At 67.4% G+C, this 19,628-nt stretch carries 21 protein-coding genes; 9 read left to right on the top strand and 12 right to left on the bottom strand.

Annotation, left to right across the window (positions count from 1 at the left end):
* Positions 1-7: 7 nt before the first annotated feature.
* Both BLS50_RS25725 and BLS50_RS25720 read right to left on the bottom strand, forming a co-directional pair.
* Positions 8-1,621 (bottom strand): peptide ABC transporter substrate-binding protein, encoded by a 1,614-nt coding sequence (locus tag BLS50_RS25725; protein ID WP_074805071.1) that lies wholly within the window; start codon positions 1,619-1,621, stop codon positions 8-10.
* Positions 1,622-1,800: 179 nt separating this feature from the next.
* Positions 1,801-2,379 (bottom strand): cupin domain-containing protein, encoded by a 579-nt coding sequence (locus BLS50_RS25720; RefSeq protein ID WP_011548888.1) that lies wholly within the window; start codon positions 2,377-2,379, stop codon positions 1,801-1,803.
* A 497-nt stretch (positions 2,380-2,876) separates the two neighbouring features.
* On the opposite strand from BLS50_RS25720, the gene BLS50_RS25710 reads away from it, so the two are divergent.
* Together BLS50_RS25710 and BLS50_RS25705 are read left to right on the top strand one after the other, a co-directional pair.
* Positions 2,877-4,394 carry a peptide MFS transporter gene (locus BLS50_RS25710; protein ID WP_074805068.1) on the top strand — a complete coding sequence of 506 codons (1,518 nt, stop codon included), beginning with the start codon at positions 2,877-2,879 and terminating at the stop codon, positions 4,392-4,394.
* A 120-nt stretch (positions 4,395-4,514) separates the two neighbouring features.
* Positions 4,515-4,721, top strand: a complete 207-nt coding sequence (locus BLS50_RS25705; protein WP_011694889.1) for a hypothetical protein — start codon at positions 4,515-4,517, stop codon at positions 4,719-4,721.
* An 81-nt stretch (positions 4,722-4,802) separates the two neighbouring features.
* Here BLS50_RS25705 and BLS50_RS25700 read toward each other — a convergent pair whose 3' ends face one another.
* The 3 genes from BLS50_RS25700 to BLS50_RS25690 form a co-directional block, all read right to left on the bottom strand.
* Complete coding sequence (locus BLS50_RS25700; RefSeq protein WP_074805065.1) at positions 4,803-5,927, bottom strand: OpgC domain-containing protein; 1,125 nt, start codon at positions 5,925-5,927, stop codon at positions 4,803-4,805.
* A 419-nt stretch (positions 5,928-6,346) separates the two neighbouring features.
* A complete protein-coding gene (gene rarD / locus BLS50_RS25695; protein ID WP_027805946.1) occupies positions 6,347-7,246 on the bottom strand; it encodes an EamA family transporter RarD in 900 nt (299 codons plus the stop codon).
* A 17-nt stretch (positions 7,247-7,263) separates the two neighbouring features.
* Positions 7,264-7,560, bottom strand: a complete 297-nt coding sequence (locus BLS50_RS25690) for an acylphosphatase (protein ID WP_006480292.1) — start codon at positions 7,558-7,560, stop codon at positions 7,264-7,266.
* Positions 7,561-7,712: 152 nt separating this feature from the next.
* Between BLS50_RS25690 and hpnA the strand changes: the two genes are divergently transcribed.
* Both hpnA and BLS50_RS25680 read left to right on the top strand, forming a co-directional pair.
* A complete protein-coding gene (gene hpnA, locus BLS50_RS25685; protein WP_011353724.1) occupies positions 7,713-8,720 on the top strand; it encodes a hopanoid-associated sugar epimerase in 1,008 nt (335 codons plus the stop codon).
* Positions 8,721-8,828: 108 nt separating this feature from the next.
* Positions 8,829-10,232 (top strand): phage tail protein, encoded by a 1,404-nt coding sequence (locus BLS50_RS25680; RefSeq protein ID WP_074805062.1) that lies wholly within the window; start codon positions 8,829-8,831, stop codon positions 10,230-10,232.
* A 115-nt stretch (positions 10,233-10,347) separates the two neighbouring features.
* Here BLS50_RS25680 and BLS50_RS25675 read toward each other — a convergent pair whose 3' ends face one another.
* Positions 10,348-11,535, bottom strand: coding sequence for a glycosyltransferase (locus tag BLS50_RS25675; protein ID WP_027806501.1), 1,188 nt, complete (start codon positions 11,533-11,535; stop codon positions 10,348-10,350).
* 402 nt (positions 11,536-11,937) lie between these two features.
* Here BLS50_RS25675 and ispH point away from each other — a divergent pair, with 402 nt between their 5' ends.
* Both ispH and hpnH read left to right on the top strand, forming a co-directional pair.
* Positions 11,938-12,879: a 4-hydroxy-3-methylbut-2-enyl diphosphate reductase gene (ispH, locus tag BLS50_RS25665; protein WP_011548881.1), complete on the top strand. Its 942-nt coding sequence runs from the start codon at positions 11,938-11,940 to the stop codon at positions 12,877-12,879.
* 12 nt (positions 12,880-12,891) lie between these two features.
* Positions 12,892-14,052 carry an adenosyl-hopene transferase HpnH gene (gene hpnH / locus BLS50_RS25660; protein WP_011548880.1) on the top strand — a complete coding sequence of 387 codons (1,161 nt, stop codon included), beginning with the start codon at positions 12,892-12,894 and terminating at the stop codon, positions 14,050-14,052.
* Positions 14,053-14,208: 156 nt separating this feature from the next.
* Here the strand turns inward: hpnH and BLS50_RS25655 are convergent, their stop codons facing one another.
* The 4 genes from BLS50_RS25655 to BLS50_RS25640 form a co-directional block, all read right to left on the bottom strand.
* Entirely contained in the window at positions 14,209-14,469 is a 261-nt protein-coding gene (locus tag BLS50_RS25655; protein WP_006485063.1) for a hypothetical protein, read from the bottom strand.
* 165 nt (positions 14,470-14,634) lie between these two features.
* On the bottom strand, positions 14,635-15,114 hold the full coding sequence (locus BLS50_RS25650) for a hypothetical protein (protein WP_011548879.1): 480 nt from the start codon (positions 15,112-15,114) through the stop codon (positions 14,635-14,637).
* Positions 15,111-15,323, bottom strand: a complete 213-nt coding sequence (locus BLS50_RS25645) for a hypothetical protein (RefSeq protein WP_027806502.1) — start codon at positions 15,321-15,323, stop codon at positions 15,111-15,113. Before BLS50_RS25645 ends, BLS50_RS25650 begins: the two co-directional genes overlap by 4 nt.
* A gap of 14 nt (positions 15,324-15,337) precedes the next feature.
* The gene (locus BLS50_RS25640; protein ID WP_074805057.1) at positions 15,338-15,715 is read right to left on the bottom strand and encodes a hypothetical protein; all 378 of its coding nucleotides are present in this window, start codon (positions 15,713-15,715) and stop codon (positions 15,338-15,340) included.
* 488 nt (positions 15,716-16,203) lie between these two features.
* Between BLS50_RS25640 and BLS50_RS25635 the strand changes: the two genes are divergently transcribed.
* From BLS50_RS25635 to BLS50_RS25625, 3 genes are all read left to right on the top strand, one after another.
* The gene (locus BLS50_RS25635; RefSeq protein ID WP_074805054.1) at positions 16,204-16,557 is read left to right on the top strand and encodes a DOPA 4,5-dioxygenase family protein; all 354 of its coding nucleotides are present in this window, start codon (positions 16,204-16,206) and stop codon (positions 16,555-16,557) included.
* A gap of 118 nt (positions 16,558-16,675) precedes the next feature.
* Positions 16,676-17,116, top strand: coding sequence for a nuclear transport factor 2 family protein (locus tag BLS50_RS25630; protein ID WP_074805053.1), 441 nt, complete (start codon positions 16,676-16,678; stop codon positions 17,114-17,116).
* Positions 17,113-18,519 carry an MFS transporter gene (locus tag BLS50_RS25625; protein ID WP_074805051.1) on the top strand — a complete coding sequence of 469 codons (1,407 nt, stop codon included), beginning with the start codon at positions 17,113-17,115 and terminating at the stop codon, positions 18,517-18,519. The genes BLS50_RS25630 and BLS50_RS25625 overlap by 4 nt, the downstream gene beginning before the upstream one ends.
* A 63-nt stretch (positions 18,520-18,582) precedes the next feature.
* On the opposite strand, the gene trhA is transcribed toward BLS50_RS25625, so the two are convergent.
* Complete coding sequence (trhA, locus tag BLS50_RS25620) at positions 18,583-19,203, bottom strand: PAQR family membrane homeostasis protein TrhA (protein ID WP_006480281.1); 621 nt, start codon at positions 19,201-19,203, stop codon at positions 18,583-18,585.
* A 207-nt stretch (positions 19,204-19,410) separates the two neighbouring features.
* Positions 19,411-19,617, bottom strand: coding sequence for a YbdD/YjiX family protein (locus BLS50_RS25615; protein WP_006480280.1), 207 nt, complete (start codon positions 19,615-19,617; stop codon positions 19,411-19,413).
* Between the last annotated feature and the right edge of the window lie 11 nt (positions 19,618-19,628).

Raw genomic sequence — 19,628 nt, 5'->3', positions numbered from 1 at the left:
GCTCCGCTCAGTGCTTGATCAGGTACATGTCCTGCGAAGCACGCATGTCGATCACGTTCTTCAGCGAATAGCCACCGACGTAGGACTTCACGAGACGGTCGGCCGAGTACTGGAACAGCGGCACCATCGGCGTGTCCTTCATCGCCATGTCGTGCGCCTGCGTGAGCAGCGCGGTGCGCGCGTTGTCGTCGAGCTTCTGGTTGCCTTCCTCGACGAGCGCGTCGACCTGCTTGTTGCAGTAGCCGACGGTGTTCTGCGAGCTGCCGCAGCGGATCAGGTCGAAGAACGTCATCGCGTCGTTGTAGTCGGCGAACCAGCCGTCGCGCGCGATCTGCACCTTGCCGTCATGCCGCTGCTTCATCAGCACCTTGAACTCGACGTTCTCGAGCTTCGTGGTGACGCCGAGCTTCGTACGCCATTCCGATGCGGTGAACAGCGCGACCTTCTTGTGCAGGTCGTTGGTGTTGTACGTGAGCGTGAACGACAGCGGCTTCGCGTCCGAATAGCCGGCCTGCTTCAGCAGGTCCTTCGCGGTCACGATGCGCTTGGCCATCGGCCACGACGCCCATTCCGGCGTGAACGGCTGCACGCCCTTCGTGCCGTTCGGCATCAGCCCGTACATCGGCTTCTCGCCGGCCTGCGTGAGCTTCGACGTCAGCACGTCGCGATCGATCACCATCGACAGCGCCTGGCGCACGCGCTTGTCCTTCAGCGCCGCGTCGCTGTTGTTCAGGAAGTAGTAGTAGGTCGCGAGCTGCAGGCCCGGGCGCAGCTCGGCGCCGAACTGCTTGCTGACCTGCTGAAAGATGCCCGACGGAATCGAGTAGCTGTAGTCGATCTGGCCCGCCTGGTACATGCGCATCGCGGTTTCGTCGCTTTCGATCGGCAGGTACGTGACCTTGTTGATCACCACCTTCGACGCGTTCCAGTACTTCGCGTCCTTGGTCGCCACGATGCGGTTGTTCGGCTGCCAGTCGACGAGCTGGTACGCGCCGTTGCTGACGAGGTTGCCCGGGCGCGTCCATGCGTCGCCGAACTTCGTCACCACGTCCTTGTTCACCGGCACGAGCGGCGCCATCGCGGTCAGTTCGGGGAAGAACGCGACGGGCACGTCGGTCGTCACTTCCAGCGTGTACGGGTCGACCGCGCGCACACCGAGCGTGGTCGGCGCGGCCTTGCCGGCGATGATGTCCTTCGAGTTCTTGATGAACTCGACGAGGATCGTGTATTTCGAGCCCGTCTTCGGATCGACGAGGCGCTGCCACGAATAGACGAAATCGGCGGCCGTCACCGGCTGGCCGTTGCTCCACTTCGCGTCGTGGCGAAGCTTGAAGATCCACGTCTGCGGCGTCTTGCGCTCCCACGACAGCGCGACGCCCGGCACGACCTGGCCAGCCGCGTCGATGCGCGCGAGCCCTTCGAACAGGTCGAGGCCGATCGTGTTGCCGGTCCACGATTCGATGTGCGCCGGGTCGAGCGACTCGACTTCGGCCGGCACCTGTCGCGTCAGGTCCTGTTGGGGAGCGAGTGCGACGTTCGACGGAACGGTCACGGCGTGGGCGACGGGCGTCGTCAGGGCGAGCGCGGCCAGCACGGCCGACATGGCATGCAAGGATTTCATCGTGGCAGTCTTGAGAAGGTTGTTCGGTGAGCGTCGCGCGGCGGATGCCGCGGATTACGCGTGAGACGCTGACGGGCGCAGCGATTGAGGAGGCCCGTGATTCTCGTATTGCATGTTAGTATTCCTTACATTTCTTTCGACAGGCATTCCGTCGAATGAAACGAAGGAATACCCGTGCGTTAGAACAGTCGCGGCGTACCGACCCAGACCACCACTGACTCGATCTTCGCGGTGTTGACCCAGCTGTGCGGCACCGTCGACTGATAGTGCGAACTGTCGCCGGCCTGCAGGACGAACGTCTTGCCTTCCAGCGTCAGCGACACTTCCCCTTCAATCACGTACAGGAACTCCTCTCCTGCATGTGTCGTCACCTCGGACCGTTTCTGCCCCGGCGGCATCCTCACGAGGATCGCCTCAAGCTGGCGCCCTTCGGACACGTTCGTCAGTCTCGCAAACAGGTTCGCCGAATCGGCAAACCCGAAGAAGCGCAACTGATCGCCTCGGCACACCGAGCGTTCTTCACTCGGCGTATCCACGAAGTACTGCACCGTCACGCCGAGTGCGTGGGCAATACCGGCCAGCGACGTCAGTGACGGCGACGCGAGCCCGCGCTCGACTTGAGACAGAAACGGCTTCGAAATCCCCGCGGCGGTAGCGGTGTCGTCGAGCGTGCGCTTCAGACGTTGGCGCAACGCGCGAATCTTGCTGCCGAGTGCGACAGCGTCTGCCGATCGCGAGTTTTCAGTGGGGGGAACCATAGCAGGCCGAAAAGTGGTCGTCAAAAAATGTTTGATGGAAAGTAACTAAGTTAATTGGAGATAGCTTAATCTTCGGGTTCGTACACGCCTTCGGCGTTGAGCCCGGTGCACTAAACAGGGCCCGAAGCGCACGAAACGACGCGCTATCTTGCCAGACTCGCAGGCTTCACAGGCAAGCTGCAAGCGGCTCTCCGGGAATTTGCGGAGAACCGGCGTCAAGCTTACAAGTAGATGATGAGACAAATGTTCCTGAAAGCTGCTGCCATATCGGGAGTTTCCCTAAGTGGCGCGGCCCCGACGCACCGGACCGGCAAACGTTACCATTCGCGCGCCGGTCGGGGCCGCGCTCCGCCTTCCCAGGTGGAATCCGACCCCGGCCCGGGCTAACCGCCCGACTGCTCCATCGCCGACGCAAGCCTACCCGGCCTCAGTGCTCCGGCGCCAGTTCGACCCCCAAGGCGACGCGCGATCCGCGCCGTCCGTTTCAAACGAGATTGATGATGCACGCACCTGTTTCACAGACCCGATCGTTTACGACGGTCTTCCTCATCGAAATGTGGGAGCGCTTCGGCTACTACGGCATGGCCGCGCTCCTGGTCCTCTTCATGGTCGACCGGCTCGGCTTCACCGACAGCCACGCGAACCTGACCTGGGGTGCATTCACCGCACTCGTCTACGCCGCGCCGTCGATCGGCGGCTGGATCGGCGACAAGGTGCTCGGCGCCCGCCGCACGATGATCATCGGCGCGTCCGTGCTGTGCGCCGGCTACCTGATGCTCGCGGTGCCGAACGATCACCTCGCGTACATGTACGCGTCGCTCGGCGTGATCGTCGTCGGCAACGGCCTGTTCAAGGCCAACGCGGCGAACCTCGTGCGCCGCATCTACGAAGGCGACGACGCGCGCATCGACAGCGCGTTCACGATCTACTACATGGCGGTCAACATCGGCTCGACGGTGTCGATGCTCGCGACGCCGTGGATCAAGGATCACTGGGGCTGGCACACCGCGTTCGCGGTCTGCTGCGGCGGCATGCTGCTCGCGATCCTCAACTTCATGCTGATGCACCGCACGCTCGCGCACGTCGGCTCGCAGCCGGACGACGAGCCGATCCGCTGGAAGCGCCTCGGCGCGGTCGCGGCCGGCGGCATCGCGCTCGCGCTGATCACGCTGTACGTGCTGCAGCACAAGCAGCTCGCGGTCGCCAGTGTGTGGACGGCGGCATTCGCGATCCTCGCGATCTTCGCGTACATGATCGCGAAATCGGAGCGCTCGGAGCGCGCCGGCCTGATCGCGGCGCTCGTGCTGATCGGCCAGGTGATCCTGTTCTTCATCTTCTACGTGCAGATGTCGACGTCGCTGACGCTGTTCGCGCTGCGCAACGTCGACCCGCGCTTCATGCTGTTCGGCACGACGCTGTTCACGTGGAGCGCCGCGCAGTTCCAGGCGCTGAACCCGATCTGGATCATGCTGCTGAGCCCGGTGCTGGTGTGGGTCTACAACGCCGTCGCGAAGGGCGGCCGCGACCTGCCGGTCGCCGCGAAGTACGCGCTCGGTTTCGGCGCGGTCGCCGCCGGCTACCTGGTGTTCACGATCAGCGGCCGCTACGCGGTCGACGGCCGTGTGTCGTCTTGGTTCATGGTGTGGGGTTACGGCCTGTACTCGCTCGGCGAACTGCTGGTGAGCGGCCTCGGCCTCGCGATGATCGCCCGCTACGTGCCGGCGCGCATGAGCGGCTTCATGATGGGCGCGTATTTCGTCGCGACGGGCGTGTCGCAGTATCTGGGCAGCGTCGTCGCGAACTTCGCGCAAATGCCGTCGCACGAACTGCCGGCCACCGAATCGCTGCCGCTCTACCTGTCGCTGTTCGAGAAGCTCGGCTGGCTCGCCGCGATCGGCATGCTGCTCGCGCTGCTGCTGCTGCCGCTGATGAACCGCCTGTCGCGCCAGCATCAGCGCTGCACCGAAGAGCGCCGCGAAGAAGCGTTGCAGGCGCAAGCAGCAGCAGCGCAGTAAGTACTATCCCTCGGCGTGCGGCGTGCACGCCACATTCTCCCGCCAGAAACGCGAACGCGTCCTACACTGGTTGCAGGCAACGCATCCGCGTCGCGAGATGCGCACTGGCGGGAGAACACGATGAAAAGCAAGACAACGCGGCTTTTGAGGATCCTGTCGGACATCCGGCACGCGCAGCGCTGCACCGCGATGCGCGCCGCCCGGGCCGCGGCCGAAGCCGACGCGGTGCTCGCGGAGCGCGACGAGCCGGCGCAGGACGAACGCGACGACGCCGAATCCGACGACGCAACCGCCACGCCCCGCTCCCGTATCGGCTCACCTCACTGACACCGCGCGGCGCCTGCCGCGCCGCACACCACCCTGCGCGCGCCAGAGCCTGTTCACGCTAATAACGGGCTTGCGCTGGTCCTACGCCGCCGCGCCGCGCCATCGCGCGATCCACGTTCCCGAACCCGCCACCGCCATCATCAGCCCGACCGCGCACGCGTCGGCGACGAGGCCCACGCCGACGTGCCGCAGATCGACGCTGCGCACGACCGGGTGCAGCAGCGAATCGATCACGAGCGAGATCGCCGCGCCCGCGACGAAGCAGATCAGCCCGCGCTGGCCGACCGCCACGACGGGCTGCACGCCCTGCGCGATCCGCGCGATCCAGCCGAAGCGCACGCAATCGGCCATCAGCCACGCGATGGCCGCGAAGCTCACCACGCGCGGCAGCGCGAGATCGCGCTTGAGCACGCCTTCGGGCACCGGCAGCCCCGAGAACAGCTTGTAGCTCGCGCAGCCGAGGACGATCGCGCACGCGAGCCCGGTCGCCGCGACGCCCCAGCGACCGAGTGCGACGTGCCGGTAGAACGGCTGGCAGCGCGCGAGCACGCCGGCGACGAACATCAGTTGCCACGCGAACGGGTTGAAGCTCCAGCGGAAGCCGTCGGTGTCCAGCAGTTCGGGGCCGAGCCAGCCCGCGGCGAGCCACGACGCGGCGCTGATCGCGACGAGCAGCCACGGATGGCGCCGCGCGAACGGCACCAGCACCGGCGACGCGAGCGCGAACAGCACGTACATCGGCAGCACCGACGCGAGATACGGCTGGCGCTGGAACGTCAACAGTTCGGCGAGACCCGTGAGCGGCGACGCGAGCATCACGCTGACGTCGTCGAGCGCGAGGTTCGGCGCATCGATGCCGAAGTGATCGAGCACGGCCGACACGACGAGCATCAGCGTCGAGGTCGCGAGAAACGCGCGGTAGATCTGCATCGCGCGCCGGACGAACCGCTGCTGCGCGGCGCGCGCGCCGTGCCGCTCGGCGATCGCGCCATATGCGCTCGCGGTCGCGAAGCCGCCGAGGAACACGAACACCTCGGCCGCATCGCACAGCGCGAACGCGTGCAGCGTCACGCGCGACAGCACGCTCGCGCCGATGTGATCGACGACGATCATCAACAGCACGAGCCCGCGAAAGAAGTCGACTTCGATCAGACGGCCGCTGCGCGACGGCTGCACCATGGCGGAACGCGGCGGGCTCAACGACATGAGCGCACCTGCACGACGGCGGTGCGGCGCGCACCGGGGAAAGGATCGGGAGAGAGACGGCGAGCGCGATCAGCGGCGATGCGCGTATGCCCGCATCGCGCCAACCCGGCTGGCCAGGCACGGAGATGACCGTTCATGGAAAAGCTGCATACGAAGGGAAGTCAGTCAGGCCAGTCTAGTAGCCGATCAGGGGAGACCCTAAGTAACAAAGTGCAACCGAATCTTCTGTTCGATTACAAGCGCGAGCGTTGCGCAGCGAAGCAGACAGCACCGCCAGATTCGCGTCAGCGCGTCGCCAGTTGGCGGTCAGGATCGAGGGATTCGGCGGGAGTCGGCAGCGCGACGCGCGGTGTTCGACGCTCGGGATGAAGCGCGCTGCGCGGCACGTTCCGCACGGCCGGCGCATCGCGACGAGGCGGTTATCCGCGCGCGGGCAAGCGCCGCATCAGCATCGCGCTGTGCCATGCGGTCAGCGCGACGGCGACCCAGATCGGCCCGTACGTCGCGAGCTGCGCGACGCTCAGCGTTTCGCCGAGCAGCAGCAGCGACACCACGACGAGCAGCACGGGCTCGACGTAGCCGAGAATCCCGAACAGCGCCATCGGCAGCATCCGGCTCGCCTTCAGGTAGCTCGCGAGCGCGAGCGTGCTGAGGATGCCGAGCCCCGGCAGCAGCGCGGCCCACAGCAGCGGCTGGCCGGCGACCTGCGTCGCGCTCGTCGCGACCATCGCGAACGCGATCGGGCACAGCAGCACGATCTCGACCGCGAAGGCAGCCAGCGAATCGGCGTTGATCCGCCGGCGCAGCACGAAATACGGCGGATAGCCGAGCGCGACGACCAGCGTCGGCCACGCGAACGCGCGCGTCGCCCACACCTCGTGCGCGACACCGAGCGCCGCGCACGCGACCGCCGCCCATTGCAGCGGGTCGAGCCGTTCGTGATAGTAGAAGCGGCCGACGAGCACCATCGTCAGCGGCAGCAGGAAATAGCCGAGCGACACTTCGAGCATGCGGCCGTGCAGCGGCGCCCACAGGAACAGCCACAGCTGCACGCCGAGCAGCGCCGCGCTCACCGGCAGCGCGATCAGCAGGCGCCAGTCGCGCGCGCTGCGTCGCGCCAGCTCGACGAGCGCCGGCCAGCGGCCGCGCAACGCGATCAGCGCGAGCGCGCCCGGCGCGGTCCACACGATGCGCCACGCGAAGATGTCGAGCCCGGTGAGCGGCGCGAGCAGTTTCGCGTAAGCCGACATCAGCGCGAACAGCGTCGACGCCATCACCGACAGCGTGAGACCGCGCCCGGCTTCCGGATACCCCGTCATGATCGTTTTGTGCCTTTTTACTGCTGCTGGAAGCGTTCGAAGCGCTTCTCGGTCCGGCGTTCCTCGAACGTCACCTCGGTCACGCGCGCGGCGGGCGGCCCGTGACGCAGCCACGCGAGCATCCGGTCGATCTGCGCGCCGGGGCCCTGGATCATCGCCTCGACGGTGCCGTCCTCCAGATTCGCGACCCAGCCGCGCAGCTTCAGCGCATGCGCCTCGCGCACCGTCGCATGACGAAAGCCGACGCCCTGCACGACGCCGCGCACCCGCACGTAGTAGGTTTCGATCCGTTCGTCCAGTTCATTGCGGCTCATCGCGTCGCCCTCCCGTTGCATTCAAGCCCGGCATTGTAGTCGCGTCGACCGCTTCGCACACGCGCCGGCCGGGCGTCGCCGCGCACGCCGACCACGTACAATCTCGCCGATGCCCAACCGCCGCGCCGCCCGCGCGGCCCAGAAGGAAACGCATGACTGATACTTCCCGCGATCTCGTTCTCGTCACCGGCGCGTCCGGTTTCGTCGGCTCGGCCGTCGCGCGCATCGCGCAGCAGAAAGGCTATGCGGTGCGCGTGCTCGTGCGCCCCACCAGCCCGCGCACGAACGTCGCTGATCTCGATGCCGAGATCGTCACCGGCGACATGCGCGACGAGGCGTCGATGCGCGCCGCGCTGCGCGGCGTGCGCTACCTGCTGCACGTCGCGGCCGACTACCGGCTGTGGGCGCCCGACCCCGACGAGATCGAGCGCGCGAACCTCGAAGGCGCGGTCGCGACGATGCGCGCGGCCCGCGCGGAAGGCGTCGAGCGGATCGTCTACACGAGCAGCGTCGCGACGCTGAAGGTGACGAGCGCGGGCGACCCGTCCGACGAGAACCGGCCGCTCACGGCCGAGCAGGCGATCGGCGTCTACAAGCGCAGCAAGGTGCTCGCGGAGCGCGCGGTCGAACGGATGATCGCCGACGAAGGGCTGCCCGCCGTGATCGTCAATCCGTCGACGCCGATCGGCCCGCGCGACGTGAAGCCGACGCCGACCGGCCGCATCATCGTCGAGGCCGCGCTCGGCAAGATTCCCGCGTTCGTCGACACGGGGCTGAATCTCGTGCACGTCGACGACGTCGCGCACGGCCACTTCCTCGCGCTGGAGCGCGGCCGGATCGGCGAGCGCTACATCCTCGGCGGCGAGAACCTGCCGCTGCAGCAGATGCTCGCGGACATCGCGCAGATGACCGGCCGCAAGGCGCCGACGATCGCGCTGCCGCGCTGGCCGCTGTACCCGCTCGCGGTCGGCGCCGAAGCGGTCGCGAAGTTCACGAAGAAGGAGCCGTTCGTCACCGTCGACGGGCTGCGGATGTCGAAGAACAAGATGTATTTCACGTCCGCGAAGGCCGAGCGAGAGCTGGGCTACCGTGCGCGCCCATATCGCGAAGGGCTGCGCGATGCGCTGGACTGGTTCGGCTCGGCGGGCTACCTCAAGTAACACAAAGCGGCGCACGTCGCGCCGCTTTGCGCACTTTGTTACACGTCGCGCGCGGACCGGCATCGGCGCAGCGGTTAAAATCGCGGGTCTTACGCAGAGAAGACACGCATGAACCTGAACGATCAGATCGCTTCGCTCGCCACGGGCGTCGATCAGCTCCTCCACGATCACCACGCCGCCCAGCAGGCGGCACGCAGCGCGGAAGCGTTCGCGCGCGCCGCGGCAGCGGAAGCCCGGGCCGCGGCCGAGCGTCACGCGGCGGCGGAAGCCGAAGCGCAGGCCGCCGCGCGGCGCCACACGGCCGCGGCCGCCGATGCCGAAGCCGCGCAGCGGCGCCATGCCGACGCCACCGCCGCCGCCGAAGCGGCCGCCCAACGTCATACGGATGCCGCCACGCAAGCCGAAGCCGCGTCGCAACGCCATGCGGAAGCCACCGCGCTGACCGAAGCGCTCGCGCAACGTCACGCGGATGCAGAAGCCGCGTCGCAGCGCCACGCGGCGGCGATCGCCGAAGCCGAGGCCGCCGCGCAGCGTCATCATGCCGCCGCGACCGAAGCCGACGCGGCCGCCCAACGCCATGCCGCGGCCACCGCCGAAGCCGAAGCCGCCGCGAAGCGCCATGCGGAAGCGACCGCCGAAGCCGAGGCCGCCGCGCAGCGCCACATGGCCGCGATCGCCGAGGCGGAGGCGCTCGCCCAGCGTCACACGCAGGCACTCGCCGACACGCAGGCCGCCGCCCAGCGTCACGCCGAAGCCACCGCGGAGGCCGAAGCCATCACGCAGCGTCACGCCGAAGCGATTGCCCAGGCCGAAGCCGCCGCGCAACGCCATGCCGAAGCAACCGCCGAAGCCGAAGCCATCACGCAGCGCCATACCGAAGCGATCGCCCAGGCCGAAGCGGCCGCGCAGCACCACGCAAAGGCCATCGCCGACGCCGAAGCGCTGGTCGAGGCCGTCGTCAAGGAAGCCGCGACGAGTGCGGTTGCAGCCACGGCGGTGACGGTCGAAGCCGTCGAGCCGGCACCGGCGGACACGCCGGCAACGGAGCCGGCCGCACACGCAGCCGCACCGGTCGAGGCCGACGCTGCCGAGGTGTCGACTGCGGCCGTCGACGCCGAAACCGCGATCGTCCCGGCGGCGCAAGCCGACTCCGCGGTTGCAACCGACACCGCTGCCGCACCGGCCGACAAGGCGACGCTGCACGTCGCGCGCCCGTCCCAGAACGAACTCACGCTGACCATCAACGGCCAGTTGATCACGCTGCATCCGGAGCAACTGGGCCAGCTGATCGAGGAACTCGCGCACGCGCGTGCGTCGATGCAGCCGGAGCCGCCGCCCGGCATTCCGGCCGGCTGGCGTTTCGTGACGACGAAGAACCCGATGATGGCCGTGCAGAAGCAGTCGAACGGCGACCGCCTGCTGGTCGCCCGCCACACGGGCTACGGCTGGGTGCCGTTTACGTTCTCGCCGGACGTCGTGGTCCAGATGTACATGATGCTGACGCAGCGGTAAGCGCCGGCATCGGCACACGACACAGCCGAAAACGAAACAGCCCGACCGGTTCGCACCGATCGGGCTGTTTGCTTTCCGGCTGCCGGGAGGCATGCCTCCCGGGGCACACTCGGCGTCAGCGATCCACCGGCGCCTGCACACGCGCCTTCCATTGCCCGCCCTTGCCGCGCCAGTAACGCCACGCGGACGCGAACGTCGCACCCACATAGAACAGCGCGACGAGCGGCAGCGCGGGCGCCCACAGCGGCGAGCGCCGGTAGTAGCGCAGCATCGGCGCATATGCGGCGCACATCGACGCCCACGCGAGCCAGGCCGGCCACGCACGCGCGCCGTAGGCGAGCGCAGCGACGGGCGGCACCAGATAGATGATCGTCATCCCGAGCAGCGTGCCGGCCAGCAGCAGCGGCGAATAGTGCAGTTGCGTGAACGCGGTGCGCGCGATCATGTTCCAGATGTCGCGCCAGCTGTCGTACGGGCGCAGCGACACGCTGCGATCGGCGAGATCGAGCCGGATCGGATGGCGGCCGCTGCCGCGATGCTTGATCTGCGCGGCGAGGCTGCAGTCGTCGATCAGCGCGCCGCGAATCGATTCGATACCGCCCGCTTCCTCGAGCGCCGTGCGCTTCACGAGCATGCAGCCGCCCGCGGCGCCGGCCGTCCGGTTGCGCGGGTTGTTGATCCACGAGAACGGATACAGCTTCGCGAAGAAGAACACGAACGCCGGAATCAGCGCCTTTTCCCAGAACGAGTCGCAGCGCAGCCGCACCATCAGCGATACGAGATCGCGCTGCTCGGCCTGCGCGCGCGTGACGAGCTGCGCGACGGCGTCGGGCGGATGGCCGATGTCGGCATCCGTCAGCAGCAGGTAATCGGCCGGCAGGCCGAGCGTCCGCACCGCCGCGATCCCCTGCGACTGCGCCCACACCTTGCCGGACCAGCCGGCCGGCAACGGCTTCGCGCTCAGCACCGTCAGCCGGTCGGCACGGTTGATCGCGAGCGCGGCCGCGCGGGCCGCGTCGGCGGTACCGTCGTCGCTGTGGTCGTCGACGATGATCAGATGGAAGTCGCCCGGATAGTCCTGCTCGAGCAGCGAAGTCGCCGCACGGGCGATCACGTCGGCTTCGTTGCGCGCCGGCACGACCGCCACGACGGCCGGCCAGCCGGCGTCGGCCGCCGCGCCGCGGGCTTCCGGCGGCAGCGGCCGCGCGGGCTGCGCGCGCCAGAAGCCGCCGCGCGCGACGAGCAGCACGATCCAGATCACCAGCGACAGGCCGGACACGAGGAAAGCGATCGCCAGCATCATCGGCCTGCCTCCTGCCGGGCGCCGGCGGGTTCGACATAAATAGGGGTCTGGAACAAAACACACGAAACCCCACGAACGGAAGGGCAATACGCGTAAGAATCGACGGTCATCGAATGGCCTTGAAATGAGCGCGATGGCGGGCAGCCGGAGCGGCCGCCGGCGAAACCGCGCAGTTTACCGGGTTCCGCGCGCGCCAGCGCCGACGCGGCTCTCCCACAATTGCAACGGTGCCGACACAGCACCAAAGCACGGACGGCCCGATAGGGTTAAAATGCGCGATTAATTCGGGGTTCCGGGGCCTGGCCGGCCGGTTCGTTCCTGCCTTCATAACATCAAGCCGGGGCGAGCAAGCGCGTGCCAGCGCCTCGAACCCCGGCGTCTGTCGTCGGAGTTCGCTCACCTATGCGAGTCATCCTTGCCCAGCCCCGCGGCTTTTGTGCGGGGGTTGTCCGTGCGATCGAGATCGTCGATCGCGCGCTGCAACAGCACGGTGCGCCGGTCTATGTGCGTCACGAGATCGTGCATAACCGGCATGTCGTCGAAAATCTGCGTAATAAAGGGGCACGATTCGTTGAGGAACTCGACGAGGTGCCGCACGGCGCTGTCGCGATCTTCAGCGCGCACGGTGTCGCCCAGACGGTCGAGCGCGACGCGCAGACGCGCGGGCTCGACGTGCTCGACGCGACCTGCCCGCTCGTCACGAAAGTGCATGTGCAGGGGCGCCAGTACGTCGCGGCGGGCCGCCGGCTGATCCTGATCGGCCACGCGGGCCACCCGGAAGTCGAGGGCACGATCGGCCAGATTCCGGCCGAGGTGATCCTCGTGCAGAGCGAAGCAGAAGTCGATACGCTGACGTTGCCCGTCGATACGCCGGTCGCGTACATCACGCAGACCACGCTGTCGGTCGACGACACGCGCGGCATCATCGAAGCGCTGCAGCGCCGGTTCACCGACATCGTCGGCCCGGATACGCGCGACATCTGCTATGCCACGCAGAATCGCCAGGCCGCCGTGCGCGAGCTGAGCGAACAGGTTGACGTGCTGCTCGTCGTCGGTGCGACGAACAGCTCGAACTCGAACCGCCTGCGCGAGATCGGCACCGAAAGCGGTGTGCCGAGCTATCTCGTCGCCGACGGCTCGGAAGTGAAGGCCGAATGGTTCGCGGGCGTGCAGACGGTCGGCCTGACCGCCGGCGCGTCGGCGCCCGAAGAAATGGTCGAGGATGTAATCGGCGCGCTGCGCGCGCTGGGGCCCGTCGATGTCGCGACGATGGCGGGCCGTGAAGAAAAAGTCGAATTCAAGTTGCCGGCGAAGCTCACGCAAGCTGTCGCCCGCGAAGTTTAAGGAGGACATCCCTTGTCTATTCCGCTGCTCCAGCAAGTCCGTGTCGGCGCCTACATCGTGCGCCAGCACCTGTCCGGCAACAAACGCTATCCGCTCGCGCTGATGCTCGAGCCGCTGTTCCGCTGCAACCTCGCGTGCAACGGCTGCGGCAAGATCGATTATCCGGACCCGATCCTGAACCAGCGCCTGTCCGTCGAGGAATGCCTGCAGGCCGTCGACGAGTGCGGCGCGCCCGTCGTGTCGATCGCCGGCGGCGAGCCGCTGCTCCACAAGGACATGCCGGAAATCGTCAAGGGCATCATGAAGCGCAAGAAGTTCGTGTACCTGTGCACGAACGCGCTGCTGATGGAAAAGAAGATGGACGACTACCAGCCGAGCCCGTATTTCGTCTGGTCGGTCCACCTCGACGGCGACAAGGAAGCGCACGATCACTCGGTGTCGCAGGAAGGCGTGTACGACAAGGCCGTCGCGGCAATCAAGGAAGCGAAGCGCCGCGGCTTCCGCGTGAACATCAACTGCACGCTGTTCAACGATGCGGTGCCGGAGCGCGTCGCGAAGTTCTTCGACACGCTGGGCCCGATCGGCGTCGACGGCATCACCGTGTCGCCGGGCTACGCGTACGAGCGCGCGCCGGATCAGCAGCACTTCCTGAACCGCGACAAGACGAAGAACCTGTTCCGCGAAATCCTGAAGCGCGGCGAAGGCGGCAAGCGCTGGTCGTTCAGCCAGTCGTCGCTGTTCCTCGACTTCCTGGCCGGCAACCAGACGTACAAGTGCACGCCGTGGGGCAACCCGGCGCGTACGGTGTTCGGCTGGCAGAAGCCGTGCTACCTGGTCGGCGAAGGTTACGTGAAGACCTTCAAGGAACTGATGGAAACGACCGAGTGGGACAACTACGGCGTCGGCAACTACGAGAAGTGCGCGGACTGCATGGTCCACTGCGGCTTCGAGGCCACCGCCGTGATGGACACGATCTCGAACCCGCTGAAGGCGCTGCGCGTGAGCCGCAAGGGCATCAAGACCGACGGCCCGTTCGCGCCGGACATCTCGATCGCGAAGCAGCGTCCGGCCGAGTATGTGTTCTCGCGCCACGTCGAGATCAAGCTCGAGGAAATCCAGCGCGCCGGCAAGGGCAAGCTGCAGAAGCCGGCGAAGTCGGCAACGGCCGCTTAAGTCGCGCGTTGCGCCGCGAGAAGGTTCGCGCCTTCGCAGCGGCTGGAATCGAAAAAGCGCCACGGAGCTCATTCGCTCCGTGGCGCTTTTTGTTTTGACGGACGCCGTGTGACGCGCAGCGCTTGCGCCCTGCGTGCGAAGGCGAACGTCGGTTGCCTAGCTTCGAGACTCCGCCGCGGCGATCAGTTGCCAGGCGGTCGGCCCCGGATCGAGCAGCGGGTCGGACGGCGGATCGAGATCGTGCGGATGCGCTTCCTCGGACGGCAACGTCTGCGCTTTCGCAATGCCGATTTCGTCGCCGCATACGGTGCATCGATAGATGCCCGCCACCGTCACCTTGCTGCCCGGCGGCAGATTCTCGCTGAATGCGCGGCCACTTCCGCACGTGAAGTAGCCGCCGCTCCTGTATAGCGCCATCGCTCCTCCTGACTGAAACGAATGCGTTCGCGCCGACACGCACGACCGTCGCAAACGCGAGGATGGATCGTCGTCCGGACACGCCGGGCTCCAGTCAAGTCATTAGACGGCGCGCGTCCGCGCGATGGAATGGGACGCGTATGAAACACGGCCCGTGGCAGCCCCTCAATGCAGAACGGCCGGCTCCCGCATCTTCGCCGCAGCCTGCGCGACCAGCCCAGGCTGTTCGGCAGAAGCGAACGTGCACACATGACGCCACAGCTCCGCCAGCCGATGCCGCGTGAGCGTCGCGACGCACGCGTCGTTCGCGGTGAGCACGCGTTCGAGCACCGCGCATTCGTCGTCGTGCAGCGCCCATGCACCGCTTTGCACGGCGCGCGCCACGCTCGCGTCCAGCACGCGCTCCGCGTCGACGCACAGGTCGATGGTCGCGTCGGGAGAGACCGCATCGTCGAGCGCGAGGAACACCAGATACACGCTCGTGCGTAGCCGCATCAGCAGCGTTTCGCTACCGTGCTCGCCGCGCAGCGCGACCAGCGCCATGTGGCATTTCAGCGAGATGTCGCGGGCATGCGCGGGCGGCAGCGGCAGCAGCCATTCGCGCGTCAAAGGCGGATGGCGGCGGCCTTTTCGGGCAGCCTTCATGATTCGCCCTCGCTCGCGGACGCGTCGTCCTCCACCACGCCCGGCCACGCGCTACGGCACACGACGGCGCCGCGGCCCGCGTCGCGCAGGGTGTTCGCCCGGCGTCGCATGCCGTGCATATCGGCGCGCCGTCGCGTCGCGCCCGCTTCCGGCAGCCTGCGTATCGCCGGCGCACGCCACACGCCGGACAATCGGTTGGGGCATGCCATGTTCGTCTCCTGCATCAAAACGTGTTCTCGCCCTTCAGGTAATACGCGGTTTTCACGAAGAACGCCTTCACCGGATGGCCGGTCTGCGCGTCGCGGGCCGCCCGCGCTTGCATCGCGGCCTTCTCGTCGGGCCACCGGTCGGGCATCGGGTTGTACACGCGCTCGAGCGCACGCTGCATCGCGAGCGGATAGTTCTGGTTGCCGGCCGTCGTCGCGCGATAGCCGGCACGCGTCATCTGCATCAGTTGCACATCGGTTTCGGCACGCGCCGCCGACCAGGTCAACGGCGCGGCATGCGGGATGTCGCCGGCACCGATCGACTGCGCAAAGGCGACGGCAGGCAGCGCAACGAGTGCGCAGGAAAGAACAGTAACGGGAACGAGGGATCGCATAATGGCCTCCAGATGGTTGTCCCCGCATCGATCCATCATCGATGCGTTGAAATCATCGTATGTCGGGCCGCATCCCGCTTGAATAGCCGAATCCGCAATTGTTATTTTCAGGTGCGGCATTCGGCCTGCGCACCGCGTCGTTCGCGAATCCCGCCGACACGGAATTTCTTTATTTCATTCAACGATCTGATCGGATTTTTACCGACGATCCGGTGGGCACTCACCCGGCTCTTTCAATTTCCGAAATGGCGTGTTGCCGGTGCGATGCCGGCCGGCGCGCCTGCCCGCAAGGCTCCGGCGTGATATCGCGCACGCGGATACCGCCGAAGCGATTTGATCGGACCGGTCGATTCTTCTGATGCAGGACAAATCATCCGCATCGGCTTTCCGGATTGAGACACGACGCAAGCAGCAAGGACGCGCGATAATCACGCATCGGCCGTTTCGCACGGCATCTCCAGCATTCCCCTTTTTAATCGAGTCTTTCCATGGCTGCCCTCGACACTACCGCTATCGACAGCTGGCACGCGCACGTCTATTTCGATGCGGCGAGCCGCGACGCGGCCTGGGCGTTTCGCCAGATCGTCGACGCGCGGTTCGGCGCGGTCATCGAACTCGGCCGCTTTCACGAACGCCTCGTCGGCCCGCATCCGGCCTGGTCGTACCAGATCGCGTTCGACGCCGCGCGCTTCGACGACATCGTGCCGTGGCTCGTGCTGAACCACGGCGCGCTCGACATCTTCCTGCATCCGAATACGCACGACGAACTGCGCGACCATCGCGATTGCGCGGTGTGGATCGGCAAGTCGTATACGCTGAATCTCGACGCGCTGGCCGGCTAAGGGACGGCGCCCGGCCGCCTTCGCCACGGCAGGGCATCCACGTTTCGGGTCGACGTGAAACGTCTCGCGACGGCGCGCCCCTACAGTGGTTTCCGTGATCGACTTCCGGAAACCCGCCATGACACCCGCAGACACCGACGCCGACGCCCGGCGTATCCATGAAGACTGGCACGCAGCCGTCGTCGCCCGCGACTTCGACGCGCTGATGTCGCTGTATGCCGACGACGCGGTGCTCGAAACGCCGCTCGTCGTCGCCACGCTGCCCGCGCACGGCTCGGGCGTGCTGCACGGCAAGGCCGCGATCGGCGCATTCTTCGCGGCCGGCCTGCGCAATCCGGACAACCAGCTCGGGCGCTGGTACCGAACCGGGCTGTTCTTCTCGAACGGCCGCCGGCTCGTCTGGGAATACCCGCGCGCAACGCCGGACGGCGATCAGGTCGATCTCGTCGAGGTGATGGACCTGCGCGACGGGTTGATCGCGCATCACCGCGTGTACTGGGGATGGGTCGGGTTCAATGCGTTGCGGGCCGCCGCCTCGCCGTCGCCCGAACGCGCATGACGGCCGCCGTACCCGATCAGGCCGCCGCACGCCGCGTGCTCGCCGCGACCTGCGTGAGCTACATGCTCGTGCTGCTCGATGCGTCGATCGTCAACGTCGCGCTCACCGACATCGCGCACACGTTCGGCAGCCGCGTGGCCGGTCTGCAATGGATAGTGAACGCTTACACGCTGGCGTTCGCGAGCCTGTTGCTGACGGGCGGCACGCTCGGCGACCGGCTCGGCGATCGCACCGTCTATGTGGCGGGGCTGGCCGTCTTCGTCGCCGCGTCGGCCCTGTGCGGCGTCGCGCCGACCTTGCCGGCGCTCACGGTCGCCCGCGCGTTGCAAGGCGTCGGCAGCGCGATGCTGGTGCCCTGCTCGCTGGCGCTGATCAATCGCGCGTTCCCCGAACCGGCCGCGCGCGCATCGGCGATCAGCGTGTGGATGGGCTGCGGCGGCATCGCGATGGCGTCGGGTCCGCTGATCGGCGGCTTGCTGATCGATCTGTCCGGATGGCGCAGCCTCTTCTTCGTGAACCTGCCGCTCGGGCTCGCCGGCATCTGGCTCGGCCGAACGGTCGCGCCCGCCGCCGTCGACCGGTCGCGGCAGTTCGACTGGGGCGGCCAGGCGGCGGCCATCGTCGCGATCGGAGCGCTGATCGGCACGCTGATCGAAGGCCCGTCGCTCGGCTGGCGCTCGGCGCCGATCGTCGGCGGCGCGGTGGCCAGCGTCGTCGCGTGGATCGCGTTCATCGCGATCGAGGCGCGGCGCCACGCACCGATGCTGCCGCTCGCGTTCTTCCGCAACCGGCTGTTCGCCGGATCGACGTTCGTGTCGATGGCGTCGGCGTTCGTGTTCTACGGTTTGCTGTTCGTGCTCAGCCTGTTCTATCGGCAGGTTCGCGGCGCCAGCCCGCTCGATACGGGGCTCGCGTTCCTGCCGATGACCGCGATGGTCGCGCTCGGCGGCCTTAGCTCGGGGCGGATCGTTGCACGCTTCGGCGCGCGCGGGACGATGTGCACGGCGTTCGGGCTCTACGCGGCGGGCGCGCTCGGGATGACGGCCATCGGCGCGACGACGCCCGCGTGGCTCGCCGTCGCGCTGATGCTCGCGATCGGTTTCGCATCGGGCTTCATCTCGCCCGCCGCGACGGCGCCGGCGCTCGGGACGATCGACCGGCAGCGCGCCGGCGTGGCGGCAGCCGTGCTGAACGCGGCACGGCAAAGCGGATCGGCGCTCGGCGTCGCGATCTTCGGCGCGTGCATCGCGACGCTGCAACCGTTCCCGGTGGCGATGCAGCTGGTGCTGGCAGTGGCAGCCGGATTGTCGGCGCTCGCCGCGGCAACGTGGTGGCTGACGGTGCAGGCAGCGCCGGCAACCGCCGAAACGACCGCCCCTTCGCGAGCCGCCGCGCGCCGCTAGCGCCTTCCCCGGCGGGCACACCGCTCGCCCGGGGTTACCTGCCGGCTCGACGCCCCATGCCGCTTACGCGACATACATCGCGACACTGACGAACTGGCACAGGCTGCCGGCCAGCACGAACAGGTGCCAGATGCCGTGCCCGTGGCGAATGCGTTCGTCGTTGATGAAGAAGTAGATCCCCGCGCTGTAGATCACGCCGCCGGCCACGAGCCACGCGGTGCCGATCGGCGGCAGCGCATGGATCAGCGGACGCACGGCGACGAGCGCGAGCCAGCCCATCAGCACGTACAGGATCATCGACAGCAGGCGCGTGCGGCGCCCGAGCGTGAGCTCCTGCACGATGCCGAACACGGCGAGCCCCCAGCTCACGCCGAACAGCGACCAGCCCCACGGGCCGCGCAGCGTGACCAGCGTGAACGGCGTATAGCTGCCGGCGATCAGCAGGTAGATCGCCGCATGGTCGCATTTCTGCAGGATCGCCTTCAGGCGCGGGTTGCGCACGCTGTGATACGCGGTCGAGATCGCGTAGAGCAGGATCAGCATCGCGCCGTACACGCTGAAGCTCACCACCTTGTACGGGTCGCCTTCGAGCGCGCCCATCGTCACGAGCGCGACGAGACCCGCCACCGACAGCACCGCGCCGACGAGATGGGAAATGCTGTTGAAACGCTCACCGACATGCACGACGTGTTCTCCTGCGGTCCATCGGGAAAAGAAAGTGCCCTAATGATACCGGCGGCCGGACGCCGCCGTGCTGCGCCCGGGCAAACGGCACGCGAGCGCCGTGCGATGCGCGCCGCCGGCCCGCCAAAGAAAAAGCGCCGCGACATCCGTCGCGGCGCTTGCGTTTCGATACCGGGCTGATTCGTCAGGTCATTGCAACGGCCCGGTTCAGCAACACTTCCCCGCTCCCGACCCGTACCGCGCATTCTGACGCTCGCGGAAGAATTCCTCGTACGTCATCGGTTCGCGGTCCGGATGGGTTTCGCGCATGTGCGCGACGTAGGTGTCGTAGTCGGGCAGGCCGACCATCAGCCGCAACGCCTGCCCGAGGTAACGCCCCGCGCTGCGCAGGTCGCTGCCAAGATCGCTGAACATCGCGGCCTCCC

This window comes from Burkholderia orbicola (assembly GCF_900100915.1).
GTDB classification, from domain to species: domain Bacteria; phylum Pseudomonadota; class Gammaproteobacteria; order Burkholderiales; family Burkholderiaceae; genus Burkholderia; species Burkholderia orbicola.
Note: the sequence above shows the minus strand (reverse complement) of the source record. Positions and strands in the feature narration are given on the sequence as shown.

Bases quoted from the DNA above. Each gene is read 5' to 3' on its own strand.
- BLS50_RS25725 (WP_074805071.1), bottom strand. From the start codon at position 1,621: ATGAAATCCTTGCATGCCATGTCGGCCGTGCTGGCCGCGCTCGCCCTG.
- BLS50_RS25720 (WP_011548888.1), bottom strand. From the start codon at position 2,379: ATGGTTCCCCCCACTGAAAACTCGCGATCGGCAGACGCTGTCGCACTC.
- BLS50_RS25710 (WP_074805068.1), top strand. From the start codon at position 2,877: ATGATGCACGCACCTGTTTCACAGACCCGATCGTTTACGACGGTCTTC.
- BLS50_RS25705 (WP_011694889.1), top strand. From the start codon at position 4,515: ATGAAAAGCAAGACAACGCGGCTTTTGAGGATCCTGTCGGACATCCGG.
- BLS50_RS25700 (WP_074805065.1), bottom strand. From the start codon at position 5,927: ATGTCGTTGAGCCCGCCGCGTTCCGCCATGGTGCAGCCGTCGCGCAGC.
- rarD (WP_027805946.1), bottom strand. From the start codon at position 7,246: ATGACGGGGTATCCGGAAGCCGGGCGCGGTCTCACGCTGTCGGTGATG.
- BLS50_RS25690 (WP_006480292.1), bottom strand. From the start codon at position 7,560: ATGAGCCGCAATGAACTGGACGAACGGATCGAAACCTACTACGTGCGG.
- hpnA (WP_011353724.1), top strand. From the start codon at position 7,713: ATGACTGATACTTCCCGCGATCTCGTTCTCGTCACCGGCGCGTCCGGT.
- BLS50_RS25680 (WP_074805062.1), top strand. From the start codon at position 8,829: ATGAACCTGAACGATCAGATCGCTTCGCTCGCCACGGGCGTCGATCAG.
- BLS50_RS25675 (WP_027806501.1), bottom strand. From the start codon at position 11,535: ATGATGCTGGCGATCGCTTTCCTCGTGTCCGGCCTGTCGCTGGTGATC.
- ispH (WP_011548881.1), top strand. From the start codon at position 11,938: ATGCGAGTCATCCTTGCCCAGCCCCGCGGCTTTTGTGCGGGGGTTGTC.
- BLS50_RS25655 (WP_006485063.1), bottom strand. From the start codon at position 14,469: ATGGCGCTATACAGGAGCGGCGGCTACTTCACGTGCGGAAGTGGCCGC.
- BLS50_RS25650 (WP_011548879.1), bottom strand. From the start codon at position 15,114: ATGAAGGCTGCCCGAAAAGGCCGCCGCCATCCGCCTTTGACGCGCGAA.
- BLS50_RS25645 (WP_027806502.1), bottom strand. From the start codon at position 15,323: ATGGCATGCCCCAACCGATTGTCCGGCGTGTGGCGTGCGCCGGCGATA.
- BLS50_RS25640 (WP_074805057.1), bottom strand. From the start codon at position 15,715: ATGCGATCCCTCGTTCCCGTTACTGTTCTTTCCTGCGCACTCGTTGCG.
- BLS50_RS25635 (WP_074805054.1), top strand. From the start codon at position 16,204: ATGGCTGCCCTCGACACTACCGCTATCGACAGCTGGCACGCGCACGTC.
- BLS50_RS25630 (WP_074805053.1), top strand. From the start codon at position 16,676: ATGACACCCGCAGACACCGACGCCGACGCCCGGCGTATCCATGAAGAC.
- BLS50_RS25625 (WP_074805051.1), top strand. From the start codon at position 17,113: ATGACGGCCGCCGTACCCGATCAGGCCGCCGCACGCCGCGTGCTCGCC.
- BLS50_RS25615 (WP_006480280.1), bottom strand. From the start codon at position 19,617: ATGTTCAGCGATCTTGGCAGCGACCTGCGCAGCGCGGGGCGTTACCTC.